The 19,663-nt window shown below is 70.0% G+C and carries 17 protein-coding genes; 5 read left to right on the forward strand and 12 right to left on the reverse strand.

The annotated features are described in order from the left end of the window. Positions 1–130: 130 nt before the first annotated feature. Complete coding sequence (locus EJC51_RS45230) at positions 131–2,413, forward strand: lantibiotic dehydratase (RefSeq protein WP_126276438.1); 2,283 nt, start codon at positions 131–133, stop codon at positions 2,411–2,413. 238 nt (positions 2,414–2,651) lie between these two features. Here EJC51_RS45230 and EJC51_RS45235 read toward each other — a convergent pair whose 3' ends face one another. From EJC51_RS45235 to EJC51_RS45260, 6 genes are read right to left on the reverse strand one after another with little or no spacing between them, the layout of a single operon-like run. Next, the gene (locus tag EJC51_RS45235; RefSeq protein ID WP_126276439.1) at positions 2,652–3,671 is read right to left on the reverse strand and encodes an ABC transporter ATP-binding protein; all 1,020 of its coding nucleotides are present in this window, start codon (positions 3,669–3,671) and stop codon (positions 2,652–2,654) included. Next, positions 3,668–4,789 (reverse strand): ABC transporter ATP-binding protein, encoded by a 1,122-nt coding sequence (locus EJC51_RS45240; protein ID WP_166682968.1) that lies wholly within the window; start codon positions 4,787–4,789, stop codon positions 3,668–3,670. Before EJC51_RS45240 ends, EJC51_RS45235 begins: the two co-directional genes overlap by 4 nt. Continuing rightward, positions 4,782–5,750 (reverse strand): ABC transporter permease, encoded by a 969-nt coding sequence (locus EJC51_RS45245; RefSeq protein WP_097259426.1) that lies wholly within the window; start codon positions 5,748–5,750, stop codon positions 4,782–4,784. Before EJC51_RS45245 ends, EJC51_RS45240 begins: the two co-directional genes overlap by 8 nt. A gap of 7 nt (positions 5,751–5,757) precedes the next feature. After that, positions 5,758–6,762 (reverse strand): ABC transporter permease, encoded by a 1,005-nt coding sequence (locus EJC51_RS45250; RefSeq protein ID WP_244363236.1) that lies wholly within the window; start codon positions 6,760–6,762, stop codon positions 5,758–5,760. A gap of 17 nt (positions 6,763–6,779) precedes the next feature. Next, positions 6,780–8,504 (reverse strand): ABC transporter substrate-binding protein, encoded by a 1,725-nt coding sequence (locus EJC51_RS45255; protein WP_126276441.1) that lies wholly within the window; start codon positions 8,502–8,504, stop codon positions 6,780–6,782. Positions 8,505–8,540: 36 nt separating this feature from the next. Next, positions 8,541–9,437 (reverse strand): proline iminopeptidase-family hydrolase, encoded by an 897-nt coding sequence (locus EJC51_RS45260; protein WP_126276442.1) that lies wholly within the window; start codon positions 9,435–9,437, stop codon positions 8,541–8,543. Between the two features lie 201 nt (positions 9,438–9,638). Between EJC51_RS45260 and EJC51_RS45265 the strand changes: the two genes are divergently transcribed. Continuing rightward, the gene (locus EJC51_RS45265) at positions 9,639–10,445 is read left to right on the forward strand and encodes a FadR/GntR family transcriptional regulator (protein ID WP_244363239.1); all 807 of its coding nucleotides are present in this window, start codon (positions 9,639–9,641) and stop codon (positions 10,443–10,445) included. Between the two features lie 413 nt (positions 10,446–10,858). On the opposite strand, the gene EJC51_RS45275 is transcribed toward EJC51_RS45265, so the two are convergent. Beyond that, the gene (locus tag EJC51_RS45275; protein ID WP_126276444.1) at positions 10,859–11,254 is read right to left on the reverse strand and encodes an MmcQ/YjbR family DNA-binding protein; all 396 of its coding nucleotides are present in this window, start codon (positions 11,252–11,254) and stop codon (positions 10,859–10,861) included. Positions 11,255–11,491: 237 nt separating this feature from the next. Here EJC51_RS45275 and EJC51_RS45280 point away from each other — a divergent pair, with 237 nt between their 5' ends. Continuing rightward, positions 11,492–12,313 (forward strand): helix-turn-helix domain-containing protein, encoded by an 822-nt coding sequence (locus EJC51_RS45280; RefSeq protein ID WP_244363241.1) that lies wholly within the window; start codon positions 11,492–11,494, stop codon positions 12,311–12,313. A gap of 26 nt (positions 12,314–12,339) precedes the next feature. On the opposite strand, the gene EJC51_RS45285 is transcribed toward EJC51_RS45280, so the two are convergent. The 3 genes from EJC51_RS45285 to EJC51_RS45295 all read right to left on the reverse strand — a co-directional run bounded on the left by EJC51_RS45285 (position 12,340) and on the right by EJC51_RS45295 (position 15,273). Beyond that, positions 12,340–12,597, reverse strand: a complete 258-nt coding sequence (locus tag EJC51_RS45285; protein WP_126276446.1) for a cyclophilin-like fold protein — start codon at positions 12,595–12,597, stop codon at positions 12,340–12,342. A 167-nt stretch (positions 12,598–12,764) separates the two neighbouring features. After that, complete coding sequence (locus tag EJC51_RS45290) at positions 12,765–13,787, reverse strand: alcohol dehydrogenase catalytic domain-containing protein (RefSeq protein WP_126276447.1); 1,023 nt, start codon at positions 13,785–13,787, stop codon at positions 12,765–12,767. Positions 13,788–13,836: 49 nt separating this feature from the next. Then, positions 13,837–15,273 (reverse strand): carboxylesterase family protein, encoded by a 1,437-nt coding sequence (locus EJC51_RS45295; protein WP_126276448.1) that lies wholly within the window; start codon positions 15,271–15,273, stop codon positions 13,837–13,839. 708 nt (positions 15,274–15,981) lie between these two features. Between EJC51_RS45295 and EJC51_RS48055 the strand changes: the two genes are divergently transcribed. Further along, complete coding sequence (locus tag EJC51_RS48055) at positions 15,982–16,416, forward strand: transposase (RefSeq protein WP_279631450.1); 435 nt, start codon at positions 15,982–15,984, stop codon at positions 16,414–16,416. Between the two features lie 76 nt (positions 16,417–16,492). On the opposite strand, the gene EJC51_RS45305 is transcribed toward EJC51_RS48055, so the two are convergent. Then, entirely contained in the window at positions 16,493–17,356 is an 864-nt protein-coding gene (locus EJC51_RS45305) for an NAD(P)H-binding protein (protein ID WP_244363243.1), read from the reverse strand. A 71-nt stretch (positions 17,357–17,427) separates the two neighbouring features. On the opposite strand from EJC51_RS45305, the gene EJC51_RS45310 reads away from it, so the two are divergent. Then, positions 17,428–17,838, forward strand: coding sequence for a winged helix-turn-helix transcriptional regulator (locus EJC51_RS45310; RefSeq protein ID WP_244363245.1), 411 nt, complete (start codon positions 17,428–17,430; stop codon positions 17,836–17,838). Positions 17,839–19,120: 1,282 nt separating this feature from the next. Here EJC51_RS45310 and EJC51_RS45315 read toward each other — a convergent pair. After that, on the reverse strand, positions 19,121–19,285 hold the full coding sequence (locus tag EJC51_RS45315) for a hypothetical protein (protein ID WP_244363247.1): 165 nt from the start codon (positions 19,283–19,285) through the stop codon (positions 19,121–19,123). Positions 19,286–19,663: the final 378 nt, after the last annotated feature.

Consider the following 19,663-nt stretch of genomic DNA (forward strand, 5'->3'; position numbering starts at 1 on the left):
CACGCCCGGGTTCCCCGACGCCCCGCGCACCTCGACCCGTGCGCGGGCCGGGGCCACCGGCCGGCCGCCCTGCTGCCGGACCCCGCAACCACCGCCTCACCCCGTCCCGCGCGCGTCAAGGAGTGCCGTCATGCCCGAAGACCTCGTCCCGTTCCTCGGCCGCTGGCGCCTGTGGAACCAGTTCGCGCTGCGCGGCCCGGGCTTCCCGGCCGACGGCGTGCTGCGCCTGGCCCCGCCCGGACTGGCCGAGGCCGCCGACAAGTTCGACCCCGACACCCCGCTGTCCGGCCCCGACTGGGAGGCCTTCGCCGGCGAACTGGGCGCGGCGGCCGTGGAGACCGCGCACGCACTTCAGGACATCGCCCGCACCCCCGCGTTCCGGCAGGCGCTGGCCTGGCAGAACCGTCCCGTGCTCACCACCGGCATCGCCCCGTTCCTGCGCTGGAATCCCGACACCGACGCGCGCAGCAGCATGCCCCGCCAGCGCGAGGAGCTCGTCGCGCACTACTGGCAGCGGTTCTGCGTGAAGAACGACACCATCGGTTTCTTCGGCCCGGTCGGCTGGGGCCGCTGGGACCCCGCGGCGTCCGGGGCGCAGGTCGACCCCGGGACCGGACTGACCGCCGACTCCGCGGTCTACTGGGCCAGTTGGGGCATCGACGCACTCGCCAGGATTCTGGACGCGGACCCGGCGGTGCGCGGTTGGATCGCCCCGAGGCGGGTGCCGTTCGTCGTCGTGCACGGTGCCGAGGTGCGTGTGCCCGGCCGGCGCCCGACGACGGTGTCCGCCGCGGCCGCGGCGGTTCTCGCCCGTTGCGACGGGGTCCGCAAGGCCCGCGACATCGCCGCCGACCTGCCCGGCATCGATGTCGACGCGACGCTGCACGACCTGGTGGCCCGCCGCTGGGTGACCTGGCGGGTGGAGGTGCCGGCCGACACCCACCCCGAGCGTGCCCTGCGCAGCTGGCTGCTGACCATCGGCGAGCCCGGCCTCAGGCGACGCGGCCTTGCCGCCCTCGACCTCCTGGAGGCGGGGAAGACGAAAGTGGCCGCAGCCACCGACGAGGACGAACTACTGACCGCGCTGGCGGAGTTGGAGCGCGACTTCACCGGCCTCACCGACACGGCCGCCGTACGCGAGAAGTCGGCCTCCACCGCCCCCTGCCGCGCTCTCGTGTACAGCGACACCCGCCGCTCGGCCACCGCCCGCCTCGGTCCGGCTGTCGTGGAGGCGCTGGCGCCGCTGCGCATCCTGATGGACAGCGCGGGCTGGCTCACCTCACAACTGGCCGCCACCGTGCAAGCCGAGATCCGCGGGATCCATCGCCGGCTCGCCGCGGACGGCCCGGTCGACCTGGCCTCGTTCTGGTTCGCGTGCCTGCCGGTCCTGCACGGCACCGCCCGCACCACGGCCGGGGAACTGCAGCGGGAGTTCGCCGCACGCTGGCAGCGCATCCTGACAGTCCCCGAAGGGGCCCGCAGGGTCAGCCGGCACGTCGCCGACATCGAAGGGGCCGTGCGGCAGGAGTTCGACGGCGGCGGAGGCTGGACCGCCGCCCGCTACCTCAGCCCGGACATCATGATCGCCGCCGACGGTCCCGAGGCAGCCGCCCGCGGCGACCTCACCCTCGTCCTCGGCGAACTCCACCTCGCCGCCAACACCCTGGGCGCCTCGCTCTTCACCCACCAGCACCCCGACATCGACGAACTGTTCGCCCACACCGACCTAGACCACCCCGGCCCGCGGCTACTGCCCCTGATCCCCAAGGAACACCGCGCCCGCCTCTCCGCCCGCGTCCGCCAGACGCTGATACGCCCCCAGGACTACCAGGTCGCCCTCTCCGACTTCACCGCCGACCCTGCTCGCCCGCGGGCCGTCCGCAGTGCCGACGCCCTCGTCGAGGAGCGCGGCGACGACCTGGTCGTCCGCCTGCCCGACGGCGCCCTCTTCCCCGCCGTCGACGTCTTCTCGCACGTCCTGACCACGCTGTCCATGGACCTCTTCCGGCTGCTGCCACCGGCCGCCCACACCCCTCGCGTCACCCTCGACCGGATGGTGGTCGCGCGCGAGACCTGGCAGCTGCTCGCCGCGGACGCGGCCTTCGCCGACGACAAGGACGAAGCCCGGCGCTTCGTCCGGGCCCGCCAGTGGCGCGCCCGACACGCTCTGCCCCGCTACGTCTTCGTGGTCTCTCCGACGGAGTCCCGGCCCTTCTACGTCGACTTCGACAGCCCGGTCTACGTCACGATCCTCGCCAAGGCCCTGCGCCGCCTGGCCCGCAAGGGCCCGAACGGCACAGCCACGTTCACGGAGATGCTCCCGACGCCGGAACAGACCTGGCTCACCGATGACGAAGGGCGGCGCTACACATCGGAGTTGAGGTTCGTCGCCTTCGACACGCAGGAGGAGTGAGGGGTGCGTCGGGCGGCCACCACGACTGTTCGGGGGAGCGAAGGGGCGGCACTGACCCGGGCCCCGCGGCTGTGTGACCACCGCCACAGCCATCGGCGCGACCGCCGACGACCTCATCATCTGGTGGGCCGGCCGCGACTTTCCCGGACGGCCGACCCGGCACACCAGCACCTTCCAAACCACGGCCTGGCCGACAACCCGGCACGGCTGCGCGAGAGACACCACTCCTGGCGGGCGGTCAGTCGGTCAGTGGGTAGTGGCAGGCAACGCGGCGTCCTGCGGGCGTCGGTGTGAGCCGGGGGCGCTCCACGGCGCAGCGTTCGCGTGCGTACGGGCAGCGGGTGCGGAAGGGGCAGCCCGTCGGCTTGTCCACCGGGTTGGGTACCTCGCCGGTGAGGACGATGCGTTCCCGGGGCGGTGCGTCCGGCGCGCTGCCGTCGTCGATGTCCGGCACCGCGGACAGCAGCGCCTGTGTGTAGGGGTGGGCGGGTGCCTCGAACAGGGCCTCCGTACCCGCGAGTTCGACGATCTCGCCGAGGTACATGACGGCGATCCGGTCCGACACATGGCGGACCACGCCGAGGTCGTGCGCGATGAAGACGTAGGTGAGCGCGAACTCCTCCTGGAGGTCGGCGAAGAGGTTCAGCACCTGGGCCTGGATCGACACGTCGAGCGCGGACACCGGCTCGTCGGCGACGATCAGCTTCGGGTTGGTGGCCAACGCCCGGGCGATTCCGATGCGTTGGCGCTGACCGCCGGAGAACTCGTGCGGATAGCGGTCCAGGTGCGCCGCGGCCAGTCCTACGACGTCGAAGAGCTCGGCGACCCGGCGGCGGACGGTGGCGGCGTCGCCGTAGCGGTGCACGAGCAGCGGCTCGGCCACGATGTCGCCGGCGCGGCGGCGGGGGTTGAGCGAGGCCTGCGGGTCCTGGAAGACCAGCTGCATGCCCGGGCGCACGGGCCGCAGTCGGCGCGTGGACAAGGTGCTGATGTCCTGCCCGTCGAACTCGACCCGGCCGCTGGTGAGTTCGGTGAGCCGGACCAGGCAGCGGCCCAGGGTGGACTTGCCGCAGCCCGACTCGCCGACGATGCCGAGGGTTTCGCCGGTGTGGACGTCGAGGGACACTCCGTCCACGGCTCGTAGGACCTTGCGGCGGCGGGTGAGTGGGTAGTGCTTGGTGACGTCCGTGGCGCGCAGCAGGACGTCGCCCGCGGGAGGCGCGTCCTCGTCCACCGCCACCATGTCCTGTGCCGTCACTTCGCCGCCTCCGTGTCGATGTCCACCGGGCCGGTCGCTACCGTCTCCGTGTTGATGTCCGCCGGGCCGGTCGCCACCGTCTCCGTGTTCGTGTCCTCCGTGTTCGTGTCCGCAGGACCGGTCGCCGCCACCCGTGCCGTCAGGCGCAGAGCCGCGCGGTCGTCCGGTGGCAGCCAGCAGGCGTCGCGGTGGGTGTCGCCGGACAGTGCGGGGCGCTCCTCGCACCGCTCGTGACGCAGCCGGCAGCGCGGCGCGAACGCGCATCCCTCCGGAAGGCCGCCGGGCGAGACCGGCATGCCCGCGATGGTGGGCAGCCGTCGCAGCCGGGGACCGCCGACGCGGGGCACCGAGTCCAGCAGGCCCCAGGTGTAGGGGTGCCGGGGGCCGTGGAACACCGCCCGGCGCGGGCCCTCCTCGGCCGCCCGGCCGCCGTACATCACCAGGACCCGGTCGGCGATCTGGGAGACCACCCCCATGTCGTGCGTGATGAGCACGACGGCCGCACCGCCTGCGTTCAACTCCCGCATCAGGTCGAGGATCTGGGCCTGGACGGTGACATCCAGCGCAGTCGTCGGTTCGTCGGCGATGAGCAGCGCGGGGCTGCAGGACAGGGCCATCGCGATGACCGCGCGCTGGCGCATGCCGCCGGAGAACTCGTGCGGGTAGGCGTTCACCCGGGAGGCCGCGTCGGGGATGCCGACGTCGGAGAGCAGCTGGACCGCGCGGGCCCGCGCCGCCTTGCGGGACACCTGCTCGTGCGCACGTATCTGCTCGGCGATCTGCCAGCCGACCGTGTACACGGGGGTCAGCGCGGTCATCGGGTCCTGGAAGACCATGGCGACCTCCCGGCCCCGTATCGCACGCATGTCCTTGTCGGGAAGGGCGAGCAAGTCGCGGCCTCGGAAGCGGACTTCGCCCGACACCGTGACGTTGGGGTTGGTCAGCAGGCGCAGGACGGCCAGCATCGACACGCTCTTGCCGGAGCCCGACTCGCCCACCACGCCCAGGACTTCGCCGGGTGCGACGGTGAAGGAGAGGCCGTCGACGGCCGTGACCGGGCCGGTGCGGGTGCGGAAGGAGACCCGCAGGTCGCGTACGTCCAGCAGGGGTTCAGGCATGGCGGGCCCTCGGGTCGAGTCGCGCGTACAGGATGTCCACCAGGGCGTTGGCGAGGACCACGAAGAAGGCCGCGTACAGAACGGTCCCCATGATCACGGGCAGGTCGAGGTTCTGGAGGGCGTCGAAGGTGAGCTTGCCGATGCCGGGCAGGCCGAAGACCACCTCGGTGAGCAGCGCCGCGCCGCCCACGAGGGCGCCGAAGTCCAGGCCGAACAGCGACACGATCGGGATCAGCGAGCAGCGCAGGGCGTGGCGCAGCAGGATCCGGCGCTCGGACAGGCCCTTGGCGCGGGCCGTGCGGACGTAGTCCTCGTTGAGGGCGGTGATGACCTCGCCGCGCAGGAGGCGGGCGTAGATCCCGGCGTACAGCAGGGCCAGCGTCAGCCAGGGGAAGAGCATGTGCAGCGCCCACTGGCCCGGGTCCTGACTCAGGCCGACGTAGCCGGGCGGTGGTACCCAGGAGAAGACCGAACTGTGCAGCTGCTTCTGGGTGATGAGGTTGACGACCTCGCCGAGCCAGTAGGCGGGCAGCGAGACGCCGACCACGCCCACGAGCATGATCAGCGGGTCGGCCGCCTTGCCGCGCAGAGTGGCCGCGGCCGTGCCCATGAGGATGCCGGCCACCATCCAGATCACCGCGGCGCCGACGACCAGCGACAGGGTCACCGGGGTGGCCTGCACGATCTGCGGGATGACCCGGGCGCCGCGGTTGACGAAGGACTCCAGGTCGCGGTCGACGAGGAGGTGACGCATCATCAGCAGATAGCGGATCGGCATCGGGCGGTCGAGGCCGAAGGAGTGCCGCACCTGGGCGAGGGTGGCAGGGTCGGCGTTGCGGCCCGCGATGCGTGCCGCGGGGTCGACTCCCGGAGTGGCGAAGAAGATCAGGAACACCAGGACGCTGATCGCGAACATCACCAGCAGGGCCGAGCCGAACCGCTTGAGCGCGAAGGACAGCATGGCAGCGTCACACCCCTCCGCGCAGCCGGGCGCTCGGGTCGAGCGCGTCGCGTACCCCGTCACCCAGGACGTTGAGGGCCGCCGTGGTGAGCGCGATGAGCAGACCGGGGGCGATCGTCACCGTCGGGCGGGTGTAGAGCAGGCCCAGACCGTCCTCGATGATCGTGCCCCAGCTGGCGTCGGGCGGCTGCACGCCGACGGACAGGAAGGACAGTGCCGACTCGGTGAGCATGGCCAGCGCGGTCATCAGCGGGACGAACACGATCGCCGTGGGCAGCACGTTCGGCAGCACCTCCCGGCGCAGGATGCGCAGGGTGGGCGCGCCGGATCCGACGGCCGCGTGGATGAACTCCTTGTTGCGCAGCACCAGCACCTGACCACGCAACGGCCGTGCGATGTACGGGACATAGATCGCCGCGATGATCGCGACGGGCAGCCACAGGCTCCCCGCGTCGACGGTGAGCGGGCCCAGCTTGAGCCCGTTGGTGAGCAGGACCACCGACAGACAGATGGCCAGCAGGTACACCGGGAACGCCCAGATGACGTCCAGGATCCGGGAGATGACGGAGTCCACGGCGCCGCCCGCGTACCCGGCGACGACCCCGACGGCCGTACCGACGACGCAGGTGAGCAGAGCCGCGGTGACACCGATGAACAGGCTCGTACGGCCGCCGTAGAGCAGGCGTGCCATGACGTCGCGGCCCTGGTTGTCGGCGCCGAGGAAGTAGTGGGCGGGGTCCCAGGTCGGGCCGATGGGCGTGACGCCGAGGCCGAGGCCGGTGCTGCTCGGGGTGAGCACCGGCACGGTCTTGCCGTCGATGACCGTGGTGCCGGAGACGTGGGACTGGAAGGGGTCGGTGTGGGCGATGTGGGCCGCGTACAGCGGCGCGCACAGCGTGGCCACGACGACGATCAGCAGGACGACGGCCGCGGCCAGCGCCGACCTGTTGCGCACCAGGTCGGCGGCGGCCGTCCGCCAGGGGCCCGGCGAGCGCCGGGCCTCAGCGGTCAACAGGGGCTCCGAGGCGGTCATTTGACCCACAGCTGCCCGACGAGCATGTAGAACTGCTTGCTGAACTGGTAGTTGCCGACCCGCTTCGACGTGAAGTCGACGAGCTTGGGGTTGATCAGCGGGACGACCGGCGACTCGGCCATGATCTGCTGGTCGACGGCGCCCCACTGCTGGTTGGCGCCCTTCTCGTCGGTCTGCGCGGTCTTCAGCGCCGAGTGCATCTTCGCGTCGATGCCCTTGTCGCAGAAGCCGGAGATGTTGATGCTCGAGTCGCTGCCGGGATGGAACGAGGCGCAGGACAGCAGCACGTTGAGGAAGTCCGAGGCCGCCGGATAGTCCTGGTACCAGGACGTCAGCGCCAACTGCACCTTGTTCTTGGTGTTCTGGATATAGGTGAACTGGATGTTCGGCGACAGCGGCTTGAGCTTCGCCTTGTAGCCGAGCTGAGTGAGCAGGCTCTGCAGGTACTGCCCGATCGACTTGTTGACGTCGTCGTCCTGGACGACGATGCCGACCTCCTGCCCGGCCGTACCGGACTTCTTCACCAGCTCCTTGGCCTTGGCGAGATCCGCGGCCTTCCAGGTGGTGCCGCCGCCCTTGGTGTAGTCGCACGAGTCGACGTGCCCGGGGAAGCCCGGTGGCAGGATGGTGCAGGCGGGAGAGGCGAGGTTCTTGCCGCCGTACAGCTGGACCACGGCCGCCCGGTCGACGGCGTAGTTGATCGCCTGACGCGCCAACTTGTTGTTGAACGGCGCCATGTTGACGTTCAGCGTCGCGTACCAGAACGCGGTCAGCGGGTTCACGTGCGTCTGCGAGGCGTACTTGGTGCCCATCTCGCCCAGCCGGTCGGTGGGCGGCGCGTCGAACATCCAGTCCGCCTGGCCGTTCTCGACGGCGGTGACCTCGGACTCCACCGTCTGCCCGAAGGTGTAGTCGATGACGTCCGGATAGCCCTGCGGCGACGCCTGCCGCGACCACTCCTTGAAGTGCGGGTTGCGCACCAGCTTCAGCTCGCGGTTCGGATCGTAGGAGGCGGCCATGTACGCGCCGGTCGACGGCAGCGGCCTGGTGCCGGCGTCCTTCGTGGGCGAGTCCTTCGGTACGACGCTGGCGTGCGGGACGGCCAGTTTGTACGGGAACTCGGAGTCCGCGGCGGTGAGGTTGATGGTGACCGTGTTGTTCTTCGCGTCGCCGATCACGCCCTTGGACAGGGTGCAGGAGGCCGGCTTCTTGAGGCAGGCGTCGGCGCCGACGATGCCGTTGTAGAAGGTGCCGGCGGTGGGGCTGGAGACCTTGAAGATGCGCTGGAAGGACGCCACCACGTCATCGGTGGTCAGCGCCTTGCCGTTGGAGAAGGTGATGCCCTTGCGGAGCGTGAAGGTGTACGTCCTGCCGCCGTTGGTCACCTTCGGCATCGCCGCGGCCAGGTCCGGGACGACGGTGAACGACTCCTGGCCACCGACCTTCTTGAACGCAAGCAGACCGTCGTACATCGACTGGTACAACTGCCAGTACTGGAGCGTGTAGTTGACCTGTGGGTCGAGGGTGCCGGCGGCCGCGTGGGCGGTCAGTTTCAGGGTGCCGCCCTTGTGCTGCGGCTGGAAGGCGGACGAGCCGGAGCCGGACGAGGACGCGCTCGGGTTGTCGGAGGAGCCGCTGTCGGAGGACGAACAGGCGGCGGCGGTCAGGGCGAGGGCGACAGTGGCGGCGGCGAGCGCGCCCCGTCTCGTGCTGCGGGACATCGCAATGAACTCCCGTCGGGGGAACGGCCGTTGGGGTCAGTCGGTGGAGTCGAGGAAGGAGCCCACGACCCGGAGGTAGAGCTCTTCTTCCTCGACGTGCGGCATGTGGCTGGAGTGCTCGAACATGTGCCAGCGCACATCGGGGATGTGGTCGGCGAAGGGGCGCAGCGTCTCGGGGGTCGCCTCGTCGTAGCGGCCGGACACCAGCAGGGTGGGTACGTCGATCAGGTGCAGCCGGTCGACGACGGACCAGTCCTTGAGCGTGCCGACGACATGGAACTCGTTCGGCCCGTTCATGGTGTGGTACACGGTCGGATCGGCCGCGATGTTGTCCCAAGTCGCCTGCACTTCGGGTGGGTTGGGGGTCAGGCGGCACACGTGGCGCTCGTTGAAGACCTGCTCGGCCGCGCGGTAGGCGGGGTCGTCGGTGGTTCCGGCGGCCTCATGGGCGAGCAGGGTGTGCTGGACCTCCGGCGGCAGTTCGGCGCGCAGTCCGGCCGCCGCCTTCAGCCACAGCTCCATGGACGCGGGGGAGTTGGCGATGACCAGACCCCGCAGTCCGGTCGGGCGCCGTACGGCGTGCTCGGCGGCGAGCATGCCGCCCCACGACTGGCCGAGCAGGTGGTAACCGTCGGCGATGCCCAACGCCTTGAGGAGGTTGTCGAGTTCGTCGAGGAAGAGCTGGACGGTCCAGAAGTCGGCGCCCTTGTCGGGCAGATGGGTGGACAGTCCCGTGCCGAGCTGGTCGTAGTGCACCACCTGGCGGTCCTGCTGGGCGATGTTCGCGATGCTGAGGGTGTAGTTGTGACCGGCGCCGGGCCCGCCGTGCAGGACCACCAGGGGGGTCCGGCCCGGTTCGCCCGTGATCCGGTACCAGGTGGAACAGCCGTTGAAGTCGACGGTTCCGGTGTGGTTCGGTTCGGGGATCGCCACGAGGAAGCCTCCCGGACCGGCCGGTGCGAGCCGGCCGCTGGCTGAAAACGGTGTGGGTGTGACGGATGGGTGAGATAGTGATTGGGCAAATGGTCAGCGCACAAGACCTTTTAGCGGGGCCGGGTCAAGACGTAACGGCGTGTTTACGTGGCCTGCGTGCGTTAACAAGAGCGGCGAACAAGGGGGAGCCAGCTGACATCCGTGCCTGAGGCATCCGAACCGGGTGGCGAGTTCTCGCGGGTGCTCGACCGTGTCCTCCTCGGCGGCGCACCCTCGCCCGAGCTGCGCCCGGTGCGCGTGGCCTCCGCCGTCGACGAGGTCGCGGATCGGCTGCTCACCGCGATCGCCGTAGGAGACTTCCTGCCGGGCGAACGGCTGCCGGTGGAACGCGAGTTGATCCAGCTGCTGCGGGTCAGCCGCCCCACCGTGCGCGAGGCGATCGCCAGGCTCCAGGCCGTGGGTGTCGTCGAGATCCGCCGCGGCCGCAACGGCGGTGCCTACGTCCGCGACAGCTGGACCGAGTCGACCGCTGCCGCCGTCCGCCACACACTCGTGCCCCGCTGGGAGGAGTTCGAGCAGCTCTTCGACCTGCGCGGGCTGGTGGAGGGCATGGTGGCCGCGACGGCAGCCCGGCGCCGCAGCTCCGAGGACGTCGACTCCATGCGGGACGCCCTGACCGCCTACCTGTCCGCCCGCACACCGCGCGACGAACAGACCGCGGACAGCGCCTTCCACCAGGCCGTCCGCACCGCCACGGGCAATCCGCAGATCGTCATGCTCAGCCGCGACCTGCTCGCCCGGATCAGCCTCGGCTTCCCCGTCGAACCCTGGGGCAAGGGCGAACGGACCGACTTCCACCGCGGCGGCGAGGACCACAAGGCGCTCTACGAGGCCATCGCGGCCGGTGAGCCCGAGCGGGCGGAGGAGATCGCCCGGCAGCACTTCATGATCAGCGCCGAGATGATCCGTGACGTGCTGGCGCGGGTTCGGGGCGTGGAGCCGTCGTGAGGGGCAGACCTGTCGACCGCATGGCCGTGCCCGTCGGAACGCTGACCGTGTCCCGGTGCGCGCTGCGCTTCCCGGGCGTGGTGAACGCGTATCCGGCCGATGGCGTATTGAACCTGCCGCCCGGTCGGCACAGTCTGGGTCTGCGCAGACTCGCCGTCCTGGTGTCCTCCCGAGCCCGGCGGCCCCGCAGGAATCTCGCGGGGGCTCATCGGGCTCTGGGGCGGTTGCCTCTCGGCAACTGCTCGGCGGCCAAGTCGTAGGAATCCTCGACCGCGTTGGTGATCAGCCGTTCGGTGACGCCGGGTCCCGGCCCCAGCGAGATCCAGTGGCGCTTGTCGAGATAGCGTGGCTGACGTCGGGAAGGGACAGGGCCGCCTGGCGGGCGATGTCCTGGAGCCGGTCACCGGCCGCGCTCACCGGGCCGCCCGTGTGCCGGTGCCGTAGGTGTGCGGGTCGACAGGCTGCTCGGCCTTGGGCAGGCGGGCGACGACGAGCCGATAGGAGTCGGTGACGAGCTCCCGGACGAACTCCTTGTCGACGCCTTCTCCGCTCTCCAGGGTGATCCAGTGCTTCTTGTTCATGTGGTAGCCGGGGGTGATGTGGCTGTACTGCTCCCGTAGGGCGTGGGCCTCGCCGGGGTCCGCCTTGAGGATCACGACGGGCCGCCCCGGGACGTCGGTCATCAGCATGAACACCTTGCCGCGCACCTTGTAGACCTCCCAGTCGGGGCCGAAGGGGTGCTCCGGCTGGGCTCCCGGGAGTTCCTCCGCGCATTCGGCGGCGGTCGTGTGCAGGTCCGATCCGTTCATGGGGCGTTGCCTTCCTCAGGTGGTGACGGACGGTGGCATCCAAGGACGCGGGGAGGTGCGCCGCGCGGGCGCGGTGGCACGTCCATCCTTCCGCTGCGGCCAGGCAGAAGGGCGGTAGGCTGCGGACACGTGATGGTCGACAAGCGACACCCCGGCCCGAGCGGAAGCGCGGCCAGTTCCGCCGCGGTTCCGCTGTTCGCTTTCGAGCCTCCGGTCGGTACCCCGTACGGCCTTGAGGTGAGTACCGTCGAGGACTTCTTCGCCCACCACGACGACTGGCCGTGGAACCCGCCCCGTCCGGGCCGTGCCACCTTCCACTACCTCATCGCGGTCACCGAGGGTGAGCTGCTGCATGACGTCGACCACGTCACGCGGACCGTCGCGCCCGGTCAGTGGCTGTGGGTACGTCCCGGGCATGCCCAGTGCTGGCATCCGCCCGGCGCGGCGCGCGGCCCGTTCATCCTGTTCGAACCGGACGTGCTGCGGCCCGACCTCGCCCGTCTCCTGGCCCCACTCACCGCGCACGAGGCCCCCGCCGTGCTGACCCCGCACCCCGACGACACCGCCTGGCTCCGGCAGACCGCACTCCAGCTCCTGGACGAACACCGCGCACTGGGGCGCCGCCCCCTCGACATCCACCACGCCCTGCGGCGCAGCCTGCTCGAATCGCTGCTGCTGCGCCTGGCCAACTCCCCGGGCATCGCCCCGATCGGCGCTGCCACGGCCCACGCGGGCCGCGCCGACTGGTACGGACGCTTCCTGGACGCCTTGGAGCTGCACTTCCGCGAGCTCCACCACGCCGCGGACTACGCCGAGTTGCTCGGCTGCTCGGTCCGCACCCTCAGCCGTGCCGCCCGGCACGCCACCGGCAAGGGTGTACGCGAGCTCATCGACGAGCGGCGCCTGCTGGAAGCCCGGCGCCTGCTGGGAGTTGCCCGGTGGGATGCCCGGTCTGTGGCCGTCCACCTCGGCTTCAGTGATCCCGCGAACTTCGGTCGCTTCTTCCGCGACCGCACCGGCCTCACCCCGGCCGCCTTCGCGGCCGGCGAGGCAGGCTGACGATTCTCGGTGGTTTCCGGGCGGGCTCAGTCGATGGCCTCGATGTTGACGTCGACCGTGCCGTCGTATTTCTTGAAGGCATCGGCCCCAGCGTCGATGTGGCCGAAGATGACGATGCCGGGGTCGGGGATGGACTGGCCGTCGTGGGCATAGAAGAGGGTGATGTCGGGACCGGGTGACCAGTAGGCGACGTTGCCGATCTCGTAGCCGAACTGCCGCTTGCCCCCTGCGGCCAGCGACCGGGGCAGGTGACCGTACTTCTCGCGCGTGAGCAGGTCGTCCATCTGTCAGTCGAATTCTCATCTGGACCCTGCTCTCTTGGGTGTTGCTGGCACCGGGCACGGAATTCATCGACGAGCGGCGCCTCCTGGAAGCCCGGGCTGGGCCGTCCATCAAGGACTTCTTCAACTCCAGTGCCAGTTCCTCATAGGGACGCAGAGTTGCCCACGTCTCAGTCGTCCAGGACGACGACGTGCTTGCCCGGCGTGGTGCCGGACTCGACGTCGGCCTGGGCGTCACGGACCTGTTCCAGGCCGTGGTAGACCTTCGCGACCGGGACTTTGAGGCGCCCTGCGGCGATGGCCTGGAGCTGGCTAGCGAAGACGTCGGCCGGGAGGTCTGCGGCCTGACCGCCGTAGGACGTCAGCCGCACCCCGCCCGGGATCATGAACGGGCTGAAGTCGGGAATCGTCCACTGGCCCGCGAGGGCTCCGGTGAAGCAGACCGTGCCGTGCCGGCGGACGGCGTCGAGGGTGTCGGCGAGTACCGAGCAGCCCACCAGCTCCAGTGCGGCGTCGACACCCTCCGGTAGCAGCTCGCGCACCTGGTCGGCGATCGTGCCGCTGTTGACGAGGGGATGGTCCACGCCCGCGGCCCGCAGGTCTCCAGCCCTTTCCGGGGTGCGGGTGGTGGACAGCACGGTGGCTCCGAGGTCCTTCGCGATCGTGGCCGCGCTCAGCCCGACCGTGGAGGTGCCGCCGCGGATCAGCAGCGTCTGCCCGGCCTTGAGGTCCAGGCCGGTGGTCAGCGATCCATAGGCGGTCTGGAACATCTCCGGCAGCGCACCGACGACCTCCCACGGCAGGCCGGACTCGAACGGGATGACCTGCGCCGCCGGGACGGTCACGTACTGGGCGTACGCGCCGTCGTACGAGCGGCCCATGCCGCCCATCATGGTCGCGACCTGCTGCCCCGGGCGCAGCCCGCTGTCCTCGTCGGCCTCATCGACCACGCCGACGCCCTCGATGCCGGGTACACGCGGGTAGGTGACCTCGGCGTCCGACTCGCCCTTGCGGGTGGTGACCTCGGACTCGTTGACGCCGAACGCCTTCGCCCTGATCCGTACCCAGCCGGGCTTGCGCACGGGCACCGGCACATCCTTGATCCGAAGTGCGTCGAGGCCGCCGGGCCGGGTGACGACGACGGCCCGCATCGTCCCCGGGGTGGCGTCACCAGCTGCTGACGGTTGGCTCATGTCGAGTTCCCTACTCCCTGGTGCGCTGTTGCGTATCGTCCGACGGCCGTCAGGGGCGGGCGATGTTTTCGAACAGGTCGAGGACCTCCTGGTAGTGGGCGCTGGGCTCGTAGGGAAGGCTGCCGATACTTCCCGAGGTGGGCCGGTCCGTGACGGCGGGCCACAGGCGCCTCTGCTCGCCGGTGACGAAGTCGAGGACGATGTCGCGGATACGGGTGTCACGGTCGGCTTGTTCGGGGCTGCGGCCCGGCTTTTCCTGGCCGACCAGGGCGTACATCTCGGTGCCGTGCACGGCGGGCGCGCCCTCGGCGGGCCCGATCGCGAGGAGATGGGCGTTGCCGCCCGCGGCGGCGTGGGCCAGAGCGCCGCGGGCGGCGGGGAGCGTGAAGATGTAGTCCGTCAGGGACGCGGCGCGGACCTCGGCAGGGCTGCGGCCGCCCTGGTCGTAGATGTCGACGATCTTCTTGGCGCGGGAGCGGGGAACGCGCCACCCCGCGAATTCGTCGGTGACGCGCTCGACGGTGTGCGGGTCGAACCGGTCGAGGTCGTTCGCCACCCACCAGCCCATCTCGTCGCTGGCCGTGCTCAGGAGCACGTCAATGCCCCGGTGTGAGCCCGAGGCCAGGACGTTCAGGGGGTGGGCGTGCACCACCGAGCCGGGCTGTCCGGCGTCCAGGACGACACCGAGACTCTGGTTGTCCATCCCGCCGCGGACTCCGAGGTCCGTCGGACAGACCGTGTGCAGGGCGGCCACCAGGGAGGCGGCGTCGAGATCGATCAGCTTGTCGGGGTTGCCCGCGACACCGAGTTCGGTGACGAACCGCTCCGCGAGCTCCTCGGCCCACCATGCCGGGACGAGGCGCGAGGGAGCGCCGGAGAACCCGGCCAGTCGCCGGTACAGGCCGTCCGCGGAGGGGGCCCCGAGCAGCCCGAGGGTGGTGTAGGCGCCGGCGCTGTGGCCGAAGACGGTGACCTCGTCGGGGTCGCCACCGAAGGAGGCGATGTTCTGCTTGATCCAGGTGAGGGCGGCGATGATGTCCTGCAGGCCCAGGTTGCTGGCCTCGGCGAGCCGCCCGCCGTACTGGGAGAGCGAGAGCGCGCCCAGGGCGCCGAGCCGGTAGTTGACCGAGACGCTCACCACGCGTCCCGTCGCGGCGAGAGGGGCGGCGTTCGAGGTGGTCTGCGTGTTCGCGCCGTACTCGAATCCGCCGCCATGGATGTACACGGCCACCGGAAGTGCCTTCCCTGCCGGCTGCTCGGGAGCCCACACGTTCAGGTTCAGGCAGTCCTCGCCCATCCCGCTGTCCGCTTCGAGCCAGTCGCCGGCATCGGGCTGGACGGAGACGACGCCCTTGCGGTCATACGGGCGGTCCGGAGCGAAGTCCGCGACCACGGGGCGGCGGTACCGCTCGGCGGCGGCGTACGGGATTCCCCACCAGGACCGCACCCCTGGTGCAGTCGGAGCCTTGGGCGCGGTCGCGGTCATGGCGTGAGATTCCTTCCGGTGCGGTCGAGGTAGTGCGCGCGGCGTGTCGGCGGCTGATCGCTCGCCGCGACGCTCTCCAAGCTTTCCCTGGACTCCGACAAAGTGCCGTGCGGACAGCGGTCACCTGGTGGTCACCAGGTGACACCTCTCCTCTCCTCACCTCTCCTCTCCTTTCCTCACCTCGTTCTCGTCGCCGGGGCCGCTGCGGCGGCCCGGCCGGCGTGAGGTCCTGCTGTCAGCGCGCCCGGTGGATTTTGGCCAGGGGAACCCACGTCGTGCGGGCACAGCACGGCGCTGACGGTGAAGGAGATCGTGCCTTCGTCGCGGAGGTTGATCAGCGGTGAAACTGCGGGCACGGATCGCGCACCTGATGGACGCCTGTTGGCCGGCACCCTGGGCTCGGAGACCTGCACTCTGCGCGTCTAGGCGGCGGCCCGTAGGTGCGGCACCCGCAGGCGCCGGGCCTGCAACTGCCCAAGCCCTGACGGAGCCTATGGACACCGGTCGGGGTCGACCGGCCCGCGGGTCGAGTCCTGGAACGCGCCGTTGCCGTCGTCGCGGTCGATGCGCCGTACCATCAGTCCGAAGCACATGTCAACGCACCCTGGGTGAGCGGCCGTTGGGCTCGCGCCGGGTCGTCGCCGACTGCGGGTGCGCCGGTACCTCTGCGACCGCAGGAGCTGTTCCCGCACGCCGTTCGTCGAGCAGGTGCCCGGTCTGTCGCAGCCGGCGGCACACCCGTGCGACGGGACGGCCGCCGAGCTCGATCGCGATCGACCGGAGCCAGCCCGCCAGTCCGGTACTGGAACGGCGGTAGCGCGCGGCAAGGGCTGTACCTACGACACCGTGCTGGTCGACGTCGAGGCCGGCCGGGTCGTGGACGTGCTGCCCGCCCGCACCACCGAGACGTTCGCGGCCTGGCTCAAGCACTATCCCGGCGCGGAGATCATCTGCCGGGACCGGGCCACCGCCTACACCAAGCCGGTCAGGGAAGCCGCCCCCGATGCCCTCGAAGTCGCTGATCGCCGGCACCTGTTGCAGAACCTGTCCGCCGCGGTGGAGAAGGCCTGCCATCAGCACCGCGACTGCCTGCGCAAACGCGCCGAGGAGGAGACGGTGACCGAAGCGGCCGAAGTGCCGTAGGTGACCCCGATGCTGTTACCGCCCACGGAACTGCCCCGCACCCAGCTCATCCAGCGCACCCGCCATCGCCCCGTGGTCAGCCGACCAGGTCGGCGCGGTGCGCCGCGAAGTAGTCGGTGACAGGTGTGGCCGGCTCACCGGTGAGCCGTTGGACGGTGTGGGTCGTGATGTCGTACCAGCCATTGCGTTTGGCGATGCCGGAGGTGCTCCAGGCGTGAGCGAAGTGCTCGGGGATTCCCTGATCCAGGAGCCGCTGGGGCTGTTCGGCGTCGGACACATCCTCGCACCGCACGTGGCGGCCAGTCGCCTCGGTCAGCGCAGCAGCGATGTCTGTGTCGGTCACCGCCTCGGGCCCGGTGATCTCCAGGATCTCTCCCTGACTGCCTCCCTCGGCCAGGAGGGCGGCGGCCACAGCGGCGCTGTCGTCACGGGTGAGGTGGCCGATGCGCCCGTCCCGGCTGTTACTGGGAAGGACTCCGGTGGCTACGGCCCGGGGGGCCACGCCGATCAGGGTCAACATCTCGACCCAGACGTTGAAGCGCAGCACCGTAAAGGGCAGCCCGGAGTCCGCCAGCAACCGTTCCGTGGCCCCGTAGTCGGGGACGAGGGGGTTGGGGTGTCCTGGGTTGCCGGCGCGGGTGAGGGAGGTGAAGACGACGTGGCCTACACCCACCTTCGCGGCGGCGTCGATCGCCCGGGCGTGCTTGGGCAGGCGGTCGCTGGTACCGATGCTGATGATCAGGAGCCGTTCCACGCCGTCGAGAGCGCGTACCATCGCGTTCGGATCGTCGAAGTCGCCGTAGCAGGTCTTCACGCCCAAGTCGGCACTCCTCTCCGGAGTGCGGGACAACGCCAGGACGCGGGCGGCGTCGGTGCGCTGGATGAGATGTCGGACAGTCAGGCTGCCCAGGTTTCCCGAGGCTCCAGTCACTGCGATCACGAGAAGCTCCTTTACCAGGTGTCTAATCTGATGATTGGTCAGTGCGCGTCGTCCCGTAAGAAGGCACATTGATGTCACCCCTCTCTGAAACCTCGGCAGTCGAACCCTTCGGCGGCGTCACGGTGCCGGTCACCGTCGACGACCACGAGCGGTGTCCGGCAACGGCGCTGCTACGCCGTGTCGGCGACAAGTGGAGCCCGGTACTGCTGTCGCTCCTGGCGCAGCGCAGTCATGGGTTCAACGAACTCGACCGGTCGGTCCAGGGCATCAGCCGCCGCATGCTGGTGCGCACGCTGCGATCGCTGGAACGCGACGGACTCATCAGCCGAGCCCTTCATCCCGGCACACCCGTGCGGGCCGAGTACGCCCTGACCGACCTCGGCCGCTCCCTACGCGAGCTGCTGATCACGCTCGGACAATGGGCAGTCGTCCACGAGACCGAGATGCAGACAGCACGTGCCCGATACGACGCCGGATCCTGACCTCGCTCAACACCAACCTGTGCCTACGCCGAATTCCCAAGCCCCTCTGCGGCGTTGGCCGGCGCCTGTGCCTCAAAGCTTGACGGAACTGCGGCCAGAGCCGTTTCCAAAGATCCTCATCACCTGGGCGGTCGCCTTCCCGTAGCGGCTGGTGTCGGTGACCGTCACGGCCTGCTCGGCGCCCAGGTTGCCGGGTCGCCGTAGACGAACTCACCGCCGTGCTTTGGCGGTTGCCCGCCGTGGGGACGGTGCTGGTGACCCGGAACGGTGGTGCCATCCATGCCGGCACGGGGTCAAATCTCGATGCGCCGTTGCCACCAGGGCAGATGTTGCAGGGCGAATGGATCGTTGACAGTGCGCCTCAGGACGCGTGCGTCCAGCGGCGCCAACACGGCTTGCAGCTCTCTTCGAGCACGGGGACGGAGGTTGCAGGCGGCGACTTCGAGTAGCGTGCGGATGTGCCCTGTGGGGACGTCGGAGTACCCGTATCGCCACTCTTCCGCGTTGCGGGGGCGACCGGCTCGTTGGGTCCAGCGGTGGAAGGCAAGCGCAATGTGACCCCTGGGCAAGCGTCGCTCCCGCTCGAACTGGGCGATTTGGCGGTTCGTTGAAGTGGACAGTCCTCTGATGACGGTCCGTCTGAAGTGCCTGGTGTCGTGCAGCGGCAGCTGGGACCTGATCTCGCCCGGTGTCCGGCGAGGCATGTGGACTTCCCTGAGAGTGCCGAAGTTGGCAGGTGTGAGAAGGCTGGCCCTGGTGACATTTGGTGTTCAAGAGCAGGGGGCTTTGGTCAAGTGACTAGGACGGTCGGCATCACCACGCACCAGGTGAACGTCCTGCGCCGGCAGGACACCGCATGGGCCGAAGGCTCGACAGGTTTCCGGTGGCGGCGCAGATCCACGCGCTCACGGTCTGTATGACTCCCAGCATGCCGCGGAGGATGGGCTTCCGTCTCGGCACCGTTCTGTACGACGGGAGGGCCCGCGAGCGAGCTGACGGGCCCTCATGCAGTCGAGCTACTGGCGAGCGCCCTCTAGGGGAAGCCGGGTCCGCCGCCGTAGCAGGCGACGGTCTGCCGGAATCGGGTGCCGCTTGAAGCGGTCACTGGCTCAGATGCGCGAAACAGGGGCCTGGTGGTACGGGAGTTGTGGCTCATGCGGGAGCGCGCCGGAGTGGCCTGGGGTCCCAAGGGGAACCCCAGTGCCGTCCTGATAGCCCGCCGCCTTACGGCGAAGCCGCGAAGGCGGCACAGCGCGATGTCCGCAATCACCGAGTGAGCCGCCTACTCGAAGCAGGGGGCTCCGCAGAGTGCGGAGACCGTGCCGCTCTCTTTGGCCGCTGTGGAGCTGGCGTCGTGGGTGGTGGCCGTGGGGGTCTTACTGGTCTCCCAGGGCATGGGGGCGGCCATGGCCTGTGGGGCGAGGGCGGTGAAGGCTGCGGTGGTCATGAACACTGCGGCAATCGCGCGCTTGCGCAGACGCATCTGGACTCCTCGATCAACGTCTCGGCCAGGGAGGTTCGGCGGCCGGCACATTGCTCGGTCAGGCCGCCTCGGTTGGCTGCCAGTCTCACAGTGCGCGAAGCCCCGAACCAGGTTTGTGGGAGCAGTCCGGCAGTTCTTCATACGATCATCGCGAGTGGTGGATTGCGTTCCGAACAGGCCCGACCGAGCTGGTGAACGGCAATTCGGGCGCCGACGAACTGTCCGGCCGCGGAGGCTTCCCGCATAGCGCCCTGCGGCCTGGTGAAGACCAGGGCCCGGCAGGGGCTTCGACTTCTACGCTTGCACCGGTACGAACACGTGGTTTCGGGGGACAGGATGCGC

Origin of the sequence: Streptomyces aquilus (genome assembly GCF_003955715.1) — a bacterium.
In the GTDB taxonomy this organism is placed as follows: domain Bacteria; phylum Actinomycetota; class Actinomycetes; order Streptomycetales; family Streptomycetaceae; genus Streptomyces; species Streptomyces aquilus.

What these genes read in the sequence shown, in the direction of transcription:
- EJC51_RS45285 (WP_126276446.1), bottom strand. Translation starts at nt 12,597, where the DNA reads ATGGACGACCTGCTCACGCGCGAGAAGTACGGTCACCTGCCCCGGTCG.
- EJC51_RS45255 (WP_126276441.1), bottom strand. Translation starts at nt 8,504, where the DNA reads ATGTCCCGCAGCACGAGACGGGGCGCGCTCGCCGCCGCCACTGTCGCC.
- EJC51_RS45290 (WP_126276447.1), bottom strand. Translation starts at nt 13,787, where the DNA reads ATGAGCCAACCGTCAGCAGCTGGTGACGCCACCCCGGGGACGATGCGG.
- EJC51_RS45310 (WP_244363245.1), top strand. Translation starts at nt 17,428, where the DNA reads ATGTCACCCCTCTCTGAAACCTCGGCAGTCGAACCCTTCGGCGGCGTC.
- EJC51_RS45245 (WP_097259426.1), bottom strand. Translation starts at nt 5,750, where the DNA reads ATGCTGTCCTTCGCGCTCAAGCGGTTCGGCTCGGCCCTGCTGGTGATG.
- EJC51_RS45295 (WP_126276448.1), bottom strand. Translation starts at nt 15,273, where the DNA reads ATGACCGCGACCGCGCCCAAGGCTCCGACTGCACCAGGGGTGCGGTCC.
- EJC51_RS45230 (WP_126276438.1), top strand. Translation starts at nt 131, where the DNA reads ATGCCCGAAGACCTCGTCCCGTTCCTCGGCCGCTGGCGCCTGTGGAAC.
- EJC51_RS45315 (WP_244363247.1), bottom strand. Translation starts at nt 19,285, where the DNA reads ATGACCACCGCAGCCTTCACCGCCCTCGCCCCACAGGCCATGGCCGCC.
- EJC51_RS45240 (WP_166682968.1), bottom strand. Translation starts at nt 4,789, where the DNA reads ATGCCTGAACCCCTGCTGGACGTACGCGACCTGCGGGTCTCCTTCCGC.
- EJC51_RS45275 (WP_126276444.1), bottom strand. Translation starts at nt 11,254, where the DNA reads ATGAACGGATCGGACCTGCACACGACCGCCGCCGAATGCGCGGAGGAA.